The 15,042-nt window shown below is 52.9% G+C and carries 13 protein-coding genes; 7 read left to right on the top strand and 6 right to left on the bottom strand.

Annotated features, from left to right (window positions below; genetic code table 11):
• Positions 1-205 precede the first annotated feature (205 nt).
• Positions 206-478, top strand: coding sequence for an HU family DNA-binding protein (locus Q0824_RS04080; RefSeq protein WP_200201015.1), 273 nt, complete (start codon positions 206-208; stop codon positions 476-478).
• 116 nt (positions 479-594) lie between these two features.
• Positions 595-2,448, top strand: a complete 1,854-nt coding sequence (locus Q0824_RS04075) for a SurA N-terminal domain-containing protein (RefSeq protein WP_298447759.1) — start codon at positions 595-597, stop codon at positions 2,446-2,448.
• Positions 2,449-2,522: 74 nt separating this feature from the next.
• Here the strand turns inward: Q0824_RS04075 and hexR are convergent, their stop codons facing one another.
• On the bottom strand, positions 2,523-3,401 hold the full coding sequence (hexR, locus tag Q0824_RS04070; RefSeq protein ID WP_298447757.1) for a transcriptional regulator HexR: 879 nt from the start codon (positions 3,399-3,401) through the stop codon (positions 2,523-2,525).
• A gap of 211 nt (positions 3,402-3,612) precedes the next feature.
• Between hexR and zwf the strand changes: the two genes are divergently transcribed.
• From zwf to eda, 3 genes are read left to right on the top strand one after another with little or no spacing between them, the layout of a single operon-like run.
• Positions 3,613-5,088 carry a glucose-6-phosphate dehydrogenase gene (gene zwf / locus Q0824_RS04065; RefSeq protein ID WP_298447755.1) on the top strand — a complete coding sequence of 492 codons (1,476 nt, stop codon included), beginning with the start codon at positions 3,613-3,615 and terminating at the stop codon, positions 5,086-5,088.
• Complete coding sequence (pgl, locus tag Q0824_RS04060) at positions 5,075-5,794, top strand: 6-phosphogluconolactonase (RefSeq protein ID WP_366521626.1); 720 nt, start codon at positions 5,075-5,077, stop codon at positions 5,792-5,794. The genes zwf and pgl overlap by 14 nt, the downstream gene beginning before the upstream one ends.
• A 39-nt stretch (positions 5,795-5,833) precedes the next feature.
• Positions 5,834-6,484 carry a bifunctional 4-hydroxy-2-oxoglutarate aldolase/2-dehydro-3-deoxy-phosphogluconate aldolase gene (gene eda, locus Q0824_RS04055; protein WP_298447752.1) on the top strand — a complete coding sequence of 217 codons (651 nt, stop codon included), beginning with the start codon at positions 5,834-5,836 and terminating at the stop codon, positions 6,482-6,484.
• Here eda and pyk read toward each other — a convergent pair.
• Together pyk and gap are read right to left on the bottom strand one after the other, a co-directional pair.
• Complete coding sequence (gene pyk / locus Q0824_RS04050) at positions 6,477-7,925, bottom strand: pyruvate kinase (RefSeq protein WP_298447750.1); 1,449 nt, start codon at positions 7,923-7,925, stop codon at positions 6,477-6,479. The genes eda and pyk overlap by 8 nt on opposite strands.
• A 67-nt stretch (positions 7,926-7,992) precedes the next feature.
• Positions 7,993-8,997: a type I glyceraldehyde-3-phosphate dehydrogenase gene (gap, locus tag Q0824_RS04045; RefSeq protein ID WP_298447749.1), complete on the bottom strand. Its 1,005-nt coding sequence runs from the start codon at positions 8,995-8,997 to the stop codon at positions 7,993-7,995.
• Positions 8,998-9,176: 179 nt separating this feature from the next.
• On the opposite strand from gap, the gene edd reads away from it, so the two are divergent.
• Complete coding sequence (edd, locus tag Q0824_RS04040) at positions 9,177-10,997, top strand: phosphogluconate dehydratase (RefSeq protein ID WP_298447747.1); 1,821 nt, start codon at positions 9,177-9,179, stop codon at positions 10,995-10,997.
• Between the two features lie 27 nt (positions 10,998-11,024).
• On the opposite strand, the gene Q0824_RS04035 is transcribed toward edd, so the two are convergent.
• On the bottom strand, positions 11,025-11,768 hold the full coding sequence (locus Q0824_RS04035) for a nitroreductase family protein (RefSeq protein ID WP_298447745.1): 744 nt from the start codon (positions 11,766-11,768) through the stop codon (positions 11,025-11,027).
• 117 nt (positions 11,769-11,885) lie between these two features.
• Here Q0824_RS04035 and Q0824_RS04030 point away from each other — a divergent pair, with 117 nt between their 5' ends.
• Positions 11,886-12,479 (top strand): uracil-DNA glycosylase family protein, encoded by a 594-nt coding sequence (locus tag Q0824_RS04030; RefSeq protein WP_298447743.1) that lies wholly within the window; start codon positions 11,886-11,888, stop codon positions 12,477-12,479.
• On the opposite strand, the gene glpD is transcribed toward Q0824_RS04030, so the two are convergent.
• Both glpD and Q0824_RS04020 read right to left on the bottom strand, forming a co-directional pair.
• A complete protein-coding gene (gene glpD / locus Q0824_RS04025; RefSeq protein ID WP_298447742.1) occupies positions 12,474-13,964 on the bottom strand; it encodes a glycerol-3-phosphate dehydrogenase in 1,491 nt (496 codons plus the stop codon). The two genes, Q0824_RS04030 and glpD, sit on opposite strands and share 6 nt — an antisense overlap.
• 190 nt (positions 13,965-14,154) lie before the next feature.
• The gene (locus tag Q0824_RS04020) at positions 14,155-14,913 is read right to left on the bottom strand and encodes a DeoR/GlpR family transcriptional regulator (protein WP_298447740.1); all 759 of its coding nucleotides are present in this window, start codon (positions 14,911-14,913) and stop codon (positions 14,155-14,157) included.
• Between the last annotated feature and the right edge of the window lie 129 nt (positions 14,914-15,042).

The raw sequence follows: 15,042 nt of genomic DNA, 5'->3' as shown, positions 1-15,042 counted from the left end.
CATTGGTATAACTGTTTCGCCGTGAAGCAGCCAATACCAAGGGCTCCCGCGCAGTGTGTACCTATTCCAAACACCGGTTGAATGCCGAAAGGAATAAGAAAACCGAAGAATGGAATTCTCCGACCGCTTGTGCGATAGTCGAGAACGTCCAAGAAAAAACAATCCAACCGAGAACATCTTCAACCTGAAAGCGAAGGGGTTTAGTGTGAACAAGTCCGAACTTATCGATGCAATTGCAGAATCAGCAGATATTTCCAAAGCCGCCGCTGGCCGTGCTCTGGATGCAATGACCAATTCTATTACCGGTGCTCTGAAAAGCGGCGACCAGGTAACTCTGATCGGTTTTGGTACATTCTCTGTTAAAGACCGTGCAGCACGCACTGGTCGTAACCCGCAGACGGGTGCCGAGATCAAGATCGCGGCTTCCAAAGTGCCTGGGTTTAAAGCAGGTAAGGCTCTGAAAGACGCCGTTAAGTAACGGTTCTTTCTCCGGTGGTGCCTGTTAAAGGGAGCCACCAAGAAGAATTGAAGGCGCATTCCAACAGGGTGCGCCTTTTTACGTTGAGATTATCGGCATAGGGATTCGGGATAAATATGCTTCAAGATATGCGGGAAAATTCCCAAGGAACGATTGCCAAGATCATTATCGGTCTGTTGGTCGTGTCTCTTTCCGTCTGGGGAATGGATGCCATTGTTGGCGGTTTCTCCGGCGAGCCGGAAGTGGCGACAGTGAACGGTGAGGACATAACAGAGCGGGACTTCCTGCGGGTAGTTCAGATGGAAAGCCAGCGTCGCCTGGCCGGGATGGAGCGTCCCGATCCTGCCTTGCTGAATGAAGACCAGATTCGTAAGGACGTACTTGATTCACTGATCCAGGAGCAGGTACTGATCCAGGACGCAAGTGCCCAGGGGCTTGCGCTGAGTGATGATGAAATTAGTGCGTTGATTACTCAGATGCCCCAGTTTCAGGTAGAAGGGCAATTCAATCGTGATCGTTTTGTAGCGTCAGTGCGGAACTTGGGTATGGGCGTTGGCGAGTTCCGGGAAGCCATGCGCAAGCAGTATGTGGTCAACCAGATTCGTACCGGTATTATGCAAAGCGGTTTGGTCGCCAATGAGAACGCCGCGCAGCTGTTGCGAATTCAGAACCAGACCCGGGATTTTCGTATTCTTGAGATTCCTGCAACCGCTGTCTCTACAGACGTTGAGGTTACGGATGCAGATATCGAGTCTTTTTATGAGGGTAACAGTGCCGCCTTTCAGCAACCTGAACAGGTGGATGCTGCGTATATAACCCTGTCTTTAGGTTCCATGGCAGAAAAAGTTGAGATTAGCCAGGAAGAATTAGAGGCCTACTACGAGCAAAGGTCAGGCGATCTTGCCCGTGAGGAGCGTCGTGCCTCCCACATTCTGATTGAGGACAGTGCCGATGCGGAGGAGACTCTGGCGTCCATCAAAGAGCGCCTGAGTGCGGGTGAAAGCTTTGAGGCGTTGGCCAAAGAGTTCTCGGTAGATACTGTTTCTGCGAAAGACGGTGGCGATCTTGGCTATGCAGGCCGCGGCGTGTATGACGAAGCCTTCGAAGAAGCTTTGTTTGCGCTGGAAGAAGGCGCGGTATCAGACCCTGTGAAAACTACGTTTGGTGTGCACTTGATCCGCCTGGACGATGTTCGTCGGTCAGATGTTCCATCATTGGCCGAGCTTGAGCAGCAGCTACGCACAGAACTTGGCCTTGAACGAGCACAGGAGAGATACGCAGAAGTCCGAGCAGAACTGGCGGATTCAGCCTACGCCGCAGACGATCTGGCCGGCCCTGCGAAGGAACTGGGTCTGGAGATTCGTGAGGCTACTGGAGTCACCGAAAATGGTGGGCAGGCGCCGTTTGACCATGCAGGGCTCGTTCGCCAGCTGTTCTCGGAGGATGTTCTTGAGGGTGGTTATAACACTGAGCTGATCGATGTGGGTGACAATGTTTCCGTTGTTGCCCGCGTGAGAGAGCACCGCAAAGCCCAGAAGCTCGCTCTGGACGACGTACGAGACGATATACGCCGAACCCTTGAGGCTCGCCAAACGCGGAAGCTGTTGAATGAGCGTGCAGATGCCATCATTGCCGGACTTGAAGAAGGCAAGGCGCTGGATGCGTTTGATGCCGGCGAATGGGAGCAGTTTGAGGAGCAGGCGCGTAATGCTGTGGGTGTCAATCCACAGGTTGTGCAGGCCGCCTTCTCGTTGGCCCGGCCTGCTGAGGATACGCCAAGTTACGGCTCTGCGATGACTCAGAGCGGTGTTGTCGTGGTCGCACTGGATGCAGTCCATGAAGGTAGCACAGAAGACAACAGTGCTGATCTGGATCAGTTGCGTACGTTCCTGGCTTCACTGGAAGGCCAGCGCGAATACGCTGCTTACCAGCAGTTCCTGAGGAGCACCGCTGAAGTATCCCGACCGTAGGTTGAGGCAAGCACAAAAAAACCCGGGCAAGTAATTGTCCGGGTTTTTTGTTGCCTGAATTTTGGTAGAGGCGCTTACTCCGGGGTTGACGGAAGGCGCGTCGGCATAAGGCTGTCTTTAATTTTCTTTAAATGCCCGAGGAAGTCTGCACCGCGTTTTAGCGTAACGCCGGTGGCGAGGATATCGATAACCGTCAGGTGAATGATTCTGGATGACATGGGCATATACACCTCAATGTCCTCCGGAGCAGTGATTTCCAGCGTGGCGGTGCAAACCTCCGCCAGAGGAGAGTTTGGTGTTGTAATGCCGATAACGGCAGCGCCGTTGTCTCGTGCGATGCGGGCAATATCCACGGTTTCTTTGGTGCGCCCGGTGTAGGAAATCATAACGATAACATCCCCGACACTGGCGCCGGCAGCGACCATTCGTTGCATCAGTGCATCGTCATAAGACATCACCGGGATATTAAATCGGAAAAACTTGTGCTGTGCGTCCAGCGCCACGGACGCGGAACCCCCCATGCCGAAAAAGTTGATCTGCTTAGCCTGGATCAGATAATCAATCGCCGTTGCCAGTGCGCGGGGGTCCAGCGCCTGCCGGGCCTTTTCCAGATTGGCCATGGTGCTCAGCATGATTTTGTCGGCAAACTCTGCAACGGTGTCATCAGGCTCAATGTTCTGGCCTATATAAGGGGTTCCTGTGGCAATGCTTTGTGCGAGGCGTATTTTGAAGTCTGGGAAGCCCGTTGCAGAGAAGCCCCGGCAAAACCGGTTAACGGTGGGCTCGCTTACGTTGGAGGCTCGAGCTAAAGCTGCAATGCTGTAGCGTGTTGCTGCACTGGGGTCGCGCAGGATTGCTTCTGCGACTTTGCGCTCTGATTTATTCAGAGTATCAAGTCTGGACTGTATGTCCTCCAGAAGGTTGTCGTCACGATGCGCATGGTTTGCGGCCATCAAAGCTGCTCCCTGAATTTCGGATGAGATCATTTCGAATATTGGGTGATTATACCGGGATTTTAGCGTATTTGGGGTAGTAAACGTATCATCAGCCTGATGAGGTCCTTGGATTAATCCGGGGTTGGTGCCATTATTTAGATAAAACTACTACATTTAGAAACGTGCAAGATGCATTGTTAACGCCTGACTCACCGGAGAAAAGTGCTTAATGGCCCACAGAATGACGACCCGATGCGACATAATGCTGTTTGGAGCTCTGGGTGATTTGGCTCAGCGGAAGTTGTTTCCAGCGTTTTACCAGCTTGAAAGAGCCGGGCTCCTGGCCGATGGCAGCAGAATACTGGCGATTGCCCGCAGGGAGCTTGATACGGCAGCGGTTCGTAAGCAGTTGATGGAGAGGCTTGAGAAGCACGTGAAGCCCGACGAGTTTGAGCCCTCGGTAGCCGAAGCTTTTCTGCAGCGGGTTGAATACCAGATATTGGATTTTCATGATGAGGAGGGGTTCGGTGTGCTTAACAGTTGGCGCACCGAATACGATAATCAACTCATCGTTTACCTGGCGAGCCCTCCCTCCATGTACGGCGTCATTGCCCGCAATCTCAGCTCTGCCAGTTGCTGTACCGAAAACACCCGTGTGGTGGTTGAGAAGCCGATTGGTCATGATCTTGATTCGTCCCGTGTGATCAACGATGAGCTTGGTGAGGTGTACAGCGAGAGCCAGCTATTCCGGATTGATCACTACCTGGGCAAGGAAACCGTCCAGAACCTGATTGCCTTGCGTTTTGCCAATAACCTGTTTGCTTCCCAGTGGGACCAGAATCATATCTCCCACGTTGAGATTACGGTTGCGGAGAGTGTTGGAATTGAGGGGCGGTGGGGCTACTTTGACAAGGCAGGGCAAATCCGCGACATGATCCAGAATCACATGTTGCAGCTGTTGTGTCTGATCGCCATGGACCCACCTTCAGACTTGACTGCCGACAGTATCCGTGATGAAAAAGTAAAAGTGCTCAAGGCGCTTCGCTCTATCACGCCGGATATGATGGATACCTGCGTGGTGCGGGGGCAATACGCAGCCGGCGCCAGCACTGGAACGCCGGTTCCGGGTTATCTGGAGGAGGAAGGTGCCAATAAGAGGAGCGAGACAGAAACCTTTGTGGCACTGAAAGTGGAAATCGACAATTGGCGCTGGTCGGGCGTGCCGTTCTATATACGCACCGGGAAGCGTCTTCCTGAAAAACTGTCACAAATTATTATTCATTTCAAACCAGCCCCCCATTATATTTTTGATCCGGACCAAAAACATCTGGCAAACAATAAGCTGATTATCCGGCTGCAGCCGGATGAAGGAATGTCGCTTAAAATACTTACCAAGGATCAAGGTTTGCACAAAGGCATGCGCCTTCGCCAGGGACCGCTGGAATTGACCTTTTCGGAAACCTTTGAAGCGGAGCGCATTCCCGATGCATATGAGCGTCTTCTTTGGGAGGTCATGAAGGGCAACCAGTACCTGTTTGTTCGGCGGGATGAAGTAGAACATGCCTGGCGCTGGGTTGATCAGATTATTCAGAACTGGAGTGATGGTGGTGACCCACCGAAGCGATACGCTTCGGGAACCTGGGGGCCAGTGGCCTCCATCGCAATGATCACGCGGGATGGAAGGAGTTGGTATGAAGATGCCTGAACTGGATTTACCCGAAGGTATAGAGACGCGTTTTGGAGAGACGCCTCAACAGGTTGCACATCAACTCGCCAGCACAGTTGCTGATTTCCTGCGAATGCGTCTTGAAAGTGCCCCGCGTGCGAGTCTGGCAGTTTCTGGCGGCTCTACCCCCTTGCCATTTTTTCAGGCCTTGTCGCACAAGGAGCTGGATTGGGAGAGGGTGGATATATTGCTGGTGGATGAGCGCTGGGTTGAAGAAGCCGATGACGCCAGCAATACTCGGCTGGTCAAAGGGACCCTGTTGCAGAATAACGCAGCAGCGGCCAGGTATTTTTCTCTCAAGCAGAAGGGTGATACACCGGAAGACGGCTTGGCCGCAGCTAATGCAGAGCTTGTTAAGCTCACTCGTCCGCTAGATGTGCTGATTCTCGGGATGGGTAATGACGGCCATACCGCATCTCTGTTTCCTGATGCTCCGGAGCTGGCCCATGGCATGAGCCTGGAAAGCCGGGAAACCTTGGCTGCGATGACGCCACCTTCCCAAGTACATCAGCGCATTACGCTTACCTATGCCTTTATGCACAGGGCCCGCTTTGTTGCGCTGCATCTCAAGGGCAACGATAAACTGGACACCCTGAAGAAAGCATTAAGTGAGCCCGGCCGTACGTTTGCGATGCCTGTTCGTGGATTCCTGAAGCCGGGCCTCCAGGTCTTCTGGAGCCCCTGAGCCTTATTTGGCCTCTTTTTAGCCCGTGTGGAGAGAATCATGAATTACGTGTCCGACTTTCATCGCGACCGCATCAGATCCGTTCTGGCAGCGTCTCAGCTTATGCCTGTGATCACAATCAAGCATCCTGATGACGCGGTGCCGCTTTGTCGGGCGCTCTTTGAGGGCGGTATCCGAGTGATGGAAATAACATTGCGCACGGAATATGGGATCGAGGCGATAAAGCAGGTACGAGAAGCCCTGCCGGAAGCTTGGGTTGGCGCTGGCACCGTGACCTGTGTGGATCAGTACCGGCAGGCTGAAATGGCAGGCGCTCAGTTTGTTGTCACCCCCGGAGTTACCAAAGCGCTTCTGGATTTTGCTTTAACCTCTGAGGCGCCTCTTTTGCCGGGCATTTCTACCGCTTCCGAGTTGCTGCTTGGGTACGGCTTGGGCTACCGGGAGTTCAAGTTCTTTCCCGCAGAAGTGGCGGGTGGGCCTCCCGCCTTGAAGGCTTTTGAAGGCCCTTTCCCGGATGCGGTTTTCTGTCCAACGGGCGGTGTCCGCCGGGAAACGGCCAGGGATTACCTGGCTTTGGGCAATGTGCTAACGGTGGGGGGGAGCTGGTTAACCCCAGGCGGCGTTGTAGCAGAGAGGGACTGGCCCAGGATTACCGAGATCGCAGAGGCCAGTCTGGCTGCTCTTAGCTGATATCGGCGCCGACTCGCACAATCTTCATGGTGTTGGTTCCACCTTGGGCGTTCACATAGTCGCCCTTGGTGATGACAACCAGATCACCCTCATTGACCACGCCCAGGGTAATCAACTCAGACACAGCCTGTGCATTCGTGCGCTCGTTGGGGATTTTCGCAGAATCAAAAGGAACGGTTTGCACTCCCCGGTACATAGCCACCCGATGCTGCGTTGAATGATGCCGTGAATAGGCAAAGATCGGCAGGCTGGACTTTATGCGGGACATTAAACGCGGAGTTGCGCCCGTTTCTGTCATGCAAATAATGGCAGTAACGCCGTTCAAGTGGTTTGCTGCATACATGGCCGACAAGGCAATGGCCTCGTCAACAAGCTCCATGCTTTCGTGAATCCGATGATTCGACTGGTGCATTGTCGGGTGCTTTTCTGCACCTATACAGATGCGCACCATTGCTTCAACAGCCTCTACCGGGTAGTCGCCTACTGCTGTTTCGGCAGATAGCATAACCGCGTCTGTGTAATCCATAACAGCGTTCGCCACATCAGACACTTCCGCGCGAGTCGGCATGGGGCTGGTGATCATGGATTCCATCATCTGGGTTGCTGTTATAACCGCGCGGTCAAGAACCCGGGCTCGGGCAATGATGAGCTTCTGCACGCCCACAAGCTCCGCGTCACCTATCTCAACAGCAAGGTCGCCTCGGGCGACCATAACCACATCAGAGGCCTCTATAACCGCATCCAGAGCTGCGACATCATGGGCCAGTTCAGCGCGTTCGATTTTGGCAATGAGCCCGGCATTAGAGCCTGCCTCTTTAAGGAGCTTGCGAGCTGTGTGCATGTCTTCTGCTGTTCGCACGAATGACACTGCCACGTAGTCTGCACCAAGGCGCGCTGCGGTCACTATGTCTTGTTTGTCTTTCTCGGTCAGTGCATCGGCAGATAGCCCACCACCACGTTTGTTAAGGCCCTTATTGTTGGAGAGCGGGCCGCCAATCAATACGGTTGAGGTAATGCAGTGGTCTTCTACAGACTGCACTTCCATTTCGATGCGGCCGTCGTCGAGAACAAGAATATCGCCGGGCTTTACATCGTTGATCAGTTGCTCATAGTCGATGCCGACGCGTTCTTCGGTGCCAGCCTCTTTGTCCATCGAGGCATCCAGTACAAACGTTTGGCCTGCCTTCAGAATGACTTTGTTTTCCGTGAATCGGGCAATGCGGAGCTTTGGGCCTTGCAGGTCTGCGAGCAGTGCTACAAACCGGCCCTGTGCTGCAGCTGCGTCCCGCACTCGACGGGCTCGCTCCATGTGCTCATCTGCGCTGCCATGGGAAAAGTTGAGCCGGGTAACATCGACTCCAGCACGGATGATGGCAGCCAGGGACTCCGGGGAGTCCGTAGCAGGGCCTAGGGTGGCGACAATTTTGGTACGCCTGAGCATATATAGTGTCCCTTGGTTGTTCGGGTTAATGTCGTTCAAGTTTACGCTTGTTCCGGAGTGGTCGCCTCTATTGGCTGGCTTCCATCAGTGCGAGAGCATTGTCCAGCATCCGGTTTGAGAATCCCCACTCATTATCGTACCAAGCCATGACTTTTACATGACAGCCAAGCACGCGAGTGTGGTTTGCGTCGAAAATGCTGGATAGGGCATTGTGGTTGAAATCAATGCTGACCAGTTTCTCTATGTTGTAGCCTAGTACCGGATTGGATTCAGCCGCGGCCTTTACCACCGCATTTACTTCTTCAATGGAGGTTTCCCGGCTTGCGATAAAACCGAAATCGACCAACGATACGTTGATCGTTGGCACTCGCACTGCCAGGCCGTCAAGCTTACCATCCAACTCGGGAATGATTTTCCCGATGGCTGCTGCGGCGCCAGTTTTGGTAGGGATCATCGACTGGGTTGCGGAGCGGGCGCGGTAGAGATCAGTATGGTACACATCGCTTAAATTCTGATCGTTCGTATAGGAATGTATGGTGGTCATTAACCCGCTTTCGATGCCTATTGCTTTATGTAGCGCATCGGCAACCGGCGCCAGGCAGTTAGTGGTGCAGGATGCACTGGAAATAATAGAGTGCTGTGCCGTGAGTGTGTTGTGGTTTACACCATAAACAATCATGGCATCGGCATCCGGGCTTGGAGCCGAGATAATAACCTTGCGGGCGCCGGCTTTGATGTGGGCTTCTGCCTCATCACGCTTGGTGAACAATCCGGTGCACTCTAAAACAAGGTCAACATTCAGCTCGCCCCAGGGTAGGTCTTCCGGGTTGCGAGTGGCGGTGATAGCAATCCGGTCGCCATTTACGCTGATAGATTCGGAATCGTGGCTGACTTCTGCATTAAAACGCCCGTGAACACTGTCATACTTTAGGAGGTGGGCATTGGTTTCTGCGTCGCCAAGGTCGTTGATTGCAACTACGTGGAGTCGGTTGCGGTAGTCATTTTCATAAAGCGCGCGGAGGATGTTGCGGCCAATCCGTCCAAAACCATTAATTGCGATACGAATTGTCATTTTCTGGATCCTGATCTGGATGTTGTGTTCGATTCTCGCTCGAACTTTGTTGTTAATGTAGTAAATATAACAAAATAATGCTCGTTTATGAACATCGTAGTAATGATTGCAATAAAAAGAAGGTAAAATTACGTACTATTGAGTGTTATTGCATAACTGGCAGATATTGGAGCTTCAAGATGCATCCGACGGTTCAAAAAGTTACCCAGCGAATTATCGACCGCAGCCGCGCCTCTCGAGAGGATTACCTTGGCCAGATGAATGAGCTTAAAGCACAGTCGCCGCACCGGGGGGCGCTCTCCTGCAGCAATCTTGCCCATGGCTTTGCGGCTTGCGGTCAGAGCGATAAAGACACCTTGAAGCTCATGAGCAAAGCCAATGTGGCCATGGTTTCGGCCTATAACGACATGCTCTCAGCGCATCAGCCATACGCGGGCTTTCCCGATGTTATTCGTGAAGCCGCCCATGGTATGGGGTCTGTGGCCCAGTTTGCTGGTGGTACGCCGGCCATGTGTGATGGCGTGACCCAAGGCCAGCCCGGCATGGAACTCAGCTTGTTCTCTCGGGACACTATTGCCATGAGCACTGCCGTGGCTCTGAGCCACAACATGTTTGATGCGACGTTGTTGTTGGGGATTTGTGACAAGATTGTTCCGGGGCTAATGATTGGTGCCCTCAGTTTTGGGTACCTGCCTACCATTCTTGTTCCAGCCGGCCCTATGCCTTCTGGCCTTCCGAATAAAGAAAAGCAGCGAATCCGGCAACTGTACGCAGAAGGAAAGATTGGCAAAGAGGAGTTGCTCGAGGCTGAGAGCAAGTCCTACCACAGCCCAGGCACTTGCACCTTTTATGGAACTGCGAACAGCAACCAGTTACTGGTGGAGGTTATGGGGCTGCATTTACCCGGGGCGGCCTTTGTTCACCCGAACACCCCGTTGCGGGATCAGCTAACCCGTGCTGCAACCGAGCAAGTGATCCGTCTATCCAAGCCTCAGGGGGGAGAACTTGGCTTGGGTGATATGGTTGATGAAAAAAGCATTGTAAATGCGCTGGTTGCACTTCTGGTAACGGGAGGTTCCACCAACCATACGCTGCATTGGGTGGCGATTGCCCGCGCTGCCGGCATTATTATCGACTGGGATGATTACGCCGATCTGTCCTCTGCTGTGCCGTCCATGACCCGCATATACCCTAATGGCGAAGAAGATGTGAACGCCTTCCACGAAGCTGGTGGAACACCCTTCCTGATTCGGGAACTGCTTGATAACGGGCTCTTGCATAACGATGTGGAGACGGTTGTAGGGCGCGGGCTGGAACGCTATACCCAAATGCCAATATTGGAATCTGGCACGTTGGCGTGGCAGCCATTTATTGGAAAAAGCCTGCGCCCAGACGTGCTAAGCACTGCATCTGAGCCTTTTGCGCCAGACGGTGGCCTCAAGGTATTGCACGGCAACCTTGGGCGGGGCGTGATCAAGGTTTCTGCGGTTGCGGCAGAGCACCACAAAGTTGAAGCGCCCGCTGTGGTGTTCAATGATCAGAATGAACTGAAAGCTGCGTTCGATGCGGGCGAACTGGATAAAGACTGCGTTGTTGTTGTGCGCTTTCAGGGTCCAAGATCCAATGGTATGCCGGAGCTGCACAAGCTGACGCCGTATCTCGGGGTATTGCAGGATAGAGGGTTCAAGGTTGCCCTTGTTACGGACGGTCGAATGTCTGGGGCGTCCGGCAAGGTTCCCGCAGCGATTCACGTGTACCCGGAAGCCCTTGAAGGTGGAGCGCTTGCCCGGGTTAAAGATGGTGACGCTATATGCCTGGATGCGGATAAGTGCACCCTGGACATCCTTGTGGATGAAACGGAGTTTGCAAGCCGGGAACCCGCGAAGCCAGACTTATCGGGGTATCAAAAAGGTTTTGGTCGAGAGTTGTTTGGCTGGATGCGGCGCGCGGTCAGCACGCCGGAAGAAGGTGCCAGTGTGTTCGGAGACCAGCTGCCATAAGGGTTTGGGCAGCTGATCTCTGATCCCTCACAGATAGTGAATCAAGGTGTCCTGATCGAACCTGTATTGTTGGTTGTAGACGCCATTTTCAGCTCGGCGGCCTGCGGCCAATACCATGGTGACCAGCCCTTTACGGGGGAGTTTTAGCAGTTTGCGCACACGGCACTCGTCAAAGCCTTCCATAGGGCATGAGTCGTAGCCGTGTGCCCGAAGTGCAAGCATCAGGTTTTGGGCCGCCAAGGCGGTGGATTTGGTTGCCCACACCTTCATTTCGTTCACTGAGTATGGGCCACGGGGAATCGGGCGGGTCAGCCCTACGGCTAGTCCGAGGGATTTTTTGGCCACTCCCAAGACACCAAATGGCCCCTGGTTGTAGTGAATAGGTGCGATTTTTTTGTAGTACTTCTCAACAATACCAGGCAGCTTTTCATCCTTTGGCCATTCTTCCAGCGCAAGGCGAGCGTGCTTTCTCCAGGTGTCTGGGCGCGCAACAATTGCAATCAATACCGGGGCAGTGGTCGCAGCGTTCTGGCCTAGACAGGCCTCGGCAAGCTTGCCTCGCAGTTCTGGTGTTCTGACGACAAAAAACTCCCAAGGCTGCAGGTTGCTGGAATTTGGTGCCAGCGTCGCAAGCTCCAGACAGTCCTCAAGCACGGCATCGGGGATAGGCTCATCCGTAAAGCGTCGAACAGACCGGCGGCTTCGAACGACCTTGCGAAACTCCTCAACATCAATTTCTGGCAAGGGTAGGGGGCCTGCTTTTGCGTTCATTTTGAATACCTGATTGTGTTGTGGTGAGCAAATTAAGGCTGCTTGCCGCATTGCGTTTTGAGCTATATGGTTACGGGAAAACGGTTATTATGCAATCGCCGGGATGATTCGGAACTTATGACGGATAACCTTGCACATTTACCTTTCGGTGAACTGGTTCGCCAAGTGCGTGCCTGCATCCTATGTGCGGAGTTTTTGCCATTGGGCCCACGACCCGTTGTGCAGGTGTCTGAGGAGTCCCGAATCCTTGTGGTGGGACAGGCCCCTGGAAGGCGTGTTCACGAAACGGGCTTGCCATTCAACGATCCCAGCGGTGACCGGCTTCGGCAATGGATGGGGGTTACGAAGGAAGAGTTTTACGATGACCGAAAGCTGGCCATTTTGCCCATGGGTTTTTGTTACCCCGGAACGGGGAAATCTGGAGATCTGCCACCAAGGCCGGAGTGCGCGCCTGCTTGGCGTAGCGCATTACTGGAGCGCTTGCCTAATATAGAGCTGACTCTTGTGATAGGCCAATATGCCCATGCTTGGCATCTGCCAGATGCAAAAAAGTCCGTGACTGAAAATGTCCAGAACTGGCGACAATACTGGCCAGAAAAGCTGCCAATGCCCCATCCGAGCCCGCGTAATAACCTCTGGTTGCGCCGGAATCCCTGGTTTGAAAACGAGGTGATTCCGGAGCTTCAGGAGCGGATAGCGCAGCTGCTATGAGTTTATCTCAAGATAGGCGTCAAGCGCTTCAACATCGCTGACTGATGCATAGAGCCCCTGCTTGGTTCTGCGCCAAAGGATATCCTCTGAGGTCATTGCCCACTCGTGTTTCACAAGGTGCTGAACCTCTTTCTCATACAGGTTGCCGGTAAAGAGCTGGCCTAACTCCTCCATAGAGGTGCAACCCTGCAGTAGTTCGCGGGAGGCTGTGCCGTAAGTTCTCACATAACGGCTAATAATGTCGTCCGCTAGCCAAGGGTAATTCTGCTTGAGTTCTGCTGAAAGGCTATCCTTGGTAGCAAAGTCGCCACCAGGCAAAACTGCGGTTTTCGTCCAGCGGCCACTGGCTTCCGGGAAGAAGTGGCAAAGCTTGTTGGTTGCGACCTCAGCAAGCTTTCTGTAGGTGGTTATTTTGCCGCCGAAAACTGAAATTAAAGGCGCCTTGCCTTTTGCTTGGTCAATCTCAAACGAGTAGTCGCGGGAGGCTTTTTGGGCATTTTCTTCTTCACCATCCATTAGCGGCCTGACACCGGAGTAGGACCAGACCACATCTGATGGTTCCAGTTGCCTGACAAAGTGCGCATTCACAATTTTCAGCAGGTAGTCTGTCTCTTCCGGGGAGATTTTTGCATCCTTGGGGTCGCCCTCGTATTCAACATCTGTAGTGCCCACCAGAGAGAATTGGTCCTCATAGGGGATCACAAACACGATGCGCTCATCTTCATTCTGGAGAATGTAGGCCTCCTGATCCTCGTTGATCTTGGGCACAACAATATGGCTGCCTTTGACCATTCGAATCGTTTTGGGGGCAGGCATGGAGAGGGTTTCCCCAAACAGCTTGCTTACCCAGGGTCCAGAAGCGTTAACAATAACCTTGGCTGAAACGGTTTTTTCTTCTTCGCTGACCATATTGCGGAGGGTGACGGTCCAGTTCTTGTCCCCACGCACGGCATTCACGCACTTGGTTCGGGTGAGAATGGTTGCACCGGATTCCTGTGCTTTTTTCGCAGTGAGGATGACCAGTCTTGCGTCATCAACCCACCCGTCAGAGTACTCAAACCCTTTGGTAATATCTGGCTTCAATGGCCCTGACTTATCAAAGCGGATTGAACGTGACCCGGGTAGCATTTCACGTTTCGCCAGGTGGTCATAAAGGAACAGACCTGTGCGAATCATCCAGGCTGGCCTCAGGTGAGGGCGATGCGGAAGACGAAAGCGCATTGGGCGCATGATATGGGGTGAGTTTTTGAGTAGAGACTCGCGCTCGGCCAATGCTTTCTGCACAAGCCGGAATTCATAGTGCTCCAGATAACGAAGCCCGCCATGAATGAGTTTGCTGCTGTTCGAGGAGGTTGCAGATGCCAGGTCGTTCATTTCACAGAGCAGCACTTTCAGGCCGCGGCCAGCCGCATCCATCGCTATGCCTGTGCCGTTAACGCCGCCGCCAATCACGACAACATCGTACTGTTCATGCCCCATAGTCATTGCTACTCATCTCCTGATGCTGTGGGAAAAGGCGCCATTTTGAGGTGCTGCAAGCGAACTTTTCTGAAGCTAAATAGGTTGTTTGAGTAGTATGCGAAAGACTTTCGTTTTCGTAAAGGAAAATATGGAAAATAAACGAAGATTGTGAGGGGTGCTAATGGGGAGCAGGAGGCTCAATACCTGGTGCTAATTAAACAATGTGAAGTTTGATGCTGTGCTCTTTCAGAATTCGGGAGATTTCGGCAGGTGGCCTTTGGTCGGTAAATACGTGATCTGCCTGGGATATATTACCCAGTCTTACCATTGCATTTCGGCCAAACTTGGAATGGTCGGCGGCGAGTAGTACCTGGTTGGAATTAGCGATAATAGCCTGCGCCACCCGAACTTCGCGGTAGTCAAAATCAAGCAGGGAACCATCATTGTGGATACCGCTGATTCCGATAATGCCGAAGTCCATTTTGAATTGATTAATAAAGTCGCGGGTTGCCTCGCCAACAATGCCGCCATCACGACTTCTGACCTCGCCGCCGGCAATAATCACATGAAAATCCTCCTTGGCAGAAAGGATGGAGGCAACGTGCAGGTTGTTGGTCACAATCTGCAGGTTATTCTTCTGGAGCAGAGCTTTGGCGATGGTTTCGGTGGTGGTGCCAATATTGATGAACATTGACGAGTTATCAGGAATCATTGCAACCATGGCTTCGGCAATGCGTTCCTTTGCTTCCAGATCCATGATCTTTCGATCATGGTAGGAAGTATTCATGGTGCTGGAGTCAATCCCGGCCCCGCCATGATGTCGGCGTAACTTGTTCTCTTTGGCGAGTTCGTTCAGATCCCGGCGAATGGTTTGTGGGGTTACCTTGAATTGGTCTACCAGCTGCTCGGTGGTTACAAAGCCGTTCTGTTGGATCAGCTCTATAATCTGATCCTGTCGCCGCCGCTGTGCCATTCAAAAAGCCTCCACCCTGTGGTTGTTCTTATGCGAAATAATGAGCAATTATAAACTCAGGTAGAGTAAAGTTTAGTCTTTTTGAGCGTTTTATACAGCATTTAGAGCCACTTAACTGTTCGTCAGCAG

It is taken from the genome of uncultured Marinobacter sp. (genome assembly GCF_947488835.1).
Taxonomy (GTDB): Bacteria; Pseudomonadota; Gammaproteobacteria; order Pseudomonadales; family Oleiphilaceae; genus Marinobacter.
This window is presented reverse-complemented; position numbering and strand designations above follow the sequence as displayed.

Coding starts and splice junctions, on each gene's coding strand:
- zwf (WP_298447755.1), top strand. CDS start 3,613: ATGGCCCACAGAATGACGACCCGATGCGACATAATGCTGTTTGGAGCT.
- gap (WP_298447749.1), bottom strand. CDS start 8,997: ATGACAATTCGTATCGCAATTAATGGTTTTGGACGGATTGGCCGCAAC.
- Q0824_RS04020 (WP_298447740.1), bottom strand. CDS start 14,913: ATGGCACAGCGGCGGCGACAGGATCAGATTATAGAGCTGATCCAACAG.
- Q0824_RS04075 (WP_298447759.1), top strand. CDS start 595: ATGCTTCAAGATATGCGGGAAAATTCCCAAGGAACGATTGCCAAGATC.
- edd (WP_298447747.1), top strand. CDS start 9,177: ATGCATCCGACGGTTCAAAAAGTTACCCAGCGAATTATCGACCGCAGC.
- eda (WP_298447752.1), top strand. CDS start 5,834: ATGAATTACGTGTCCGACTTTCATCGCGACCGCATCAGATCCGTTCTG.
- pyk (WP_298447750.1), bottom strand. CDS start 7,925: ATGCTCAGGCGTACCAAAATTGTCGCCACCCTAGGCCCTGCTACGGAC.
- pgl (WP_366521626.1), top strand. CDS start 5,075: ATGAAGATGCCTGAACTGGATTTACCCGAAGGTATAGAGACGCGTTTT.
- hexR (WP_298447757.1), bottom strand. CDS start 3,401: ATGGCCGCAAACCATGCGCATCGTGACGACAACCTTCTGGAGGACATA.
- Q0824_RS04030 (WP_298447743.1), top strand. CDS start 11,886: ATGACGGATAACCTTGCACATTTACCTTTCGGTGAACTGGTTCGCCAA.
- glpD (WP_298447742.1), bottom strand. CDS start 13,964: ATGACTATGGGGCATGAACAGTACGATGTTGTCGTGATTGGCGGCGGC.
- Q0824_RS04035 (WP_298447745.1), bottom strand. CDS start 11,768: ATGAACGCAAAAGCAGGCCCCCTACCCTTGCCAGAAATTGATGTTGAG.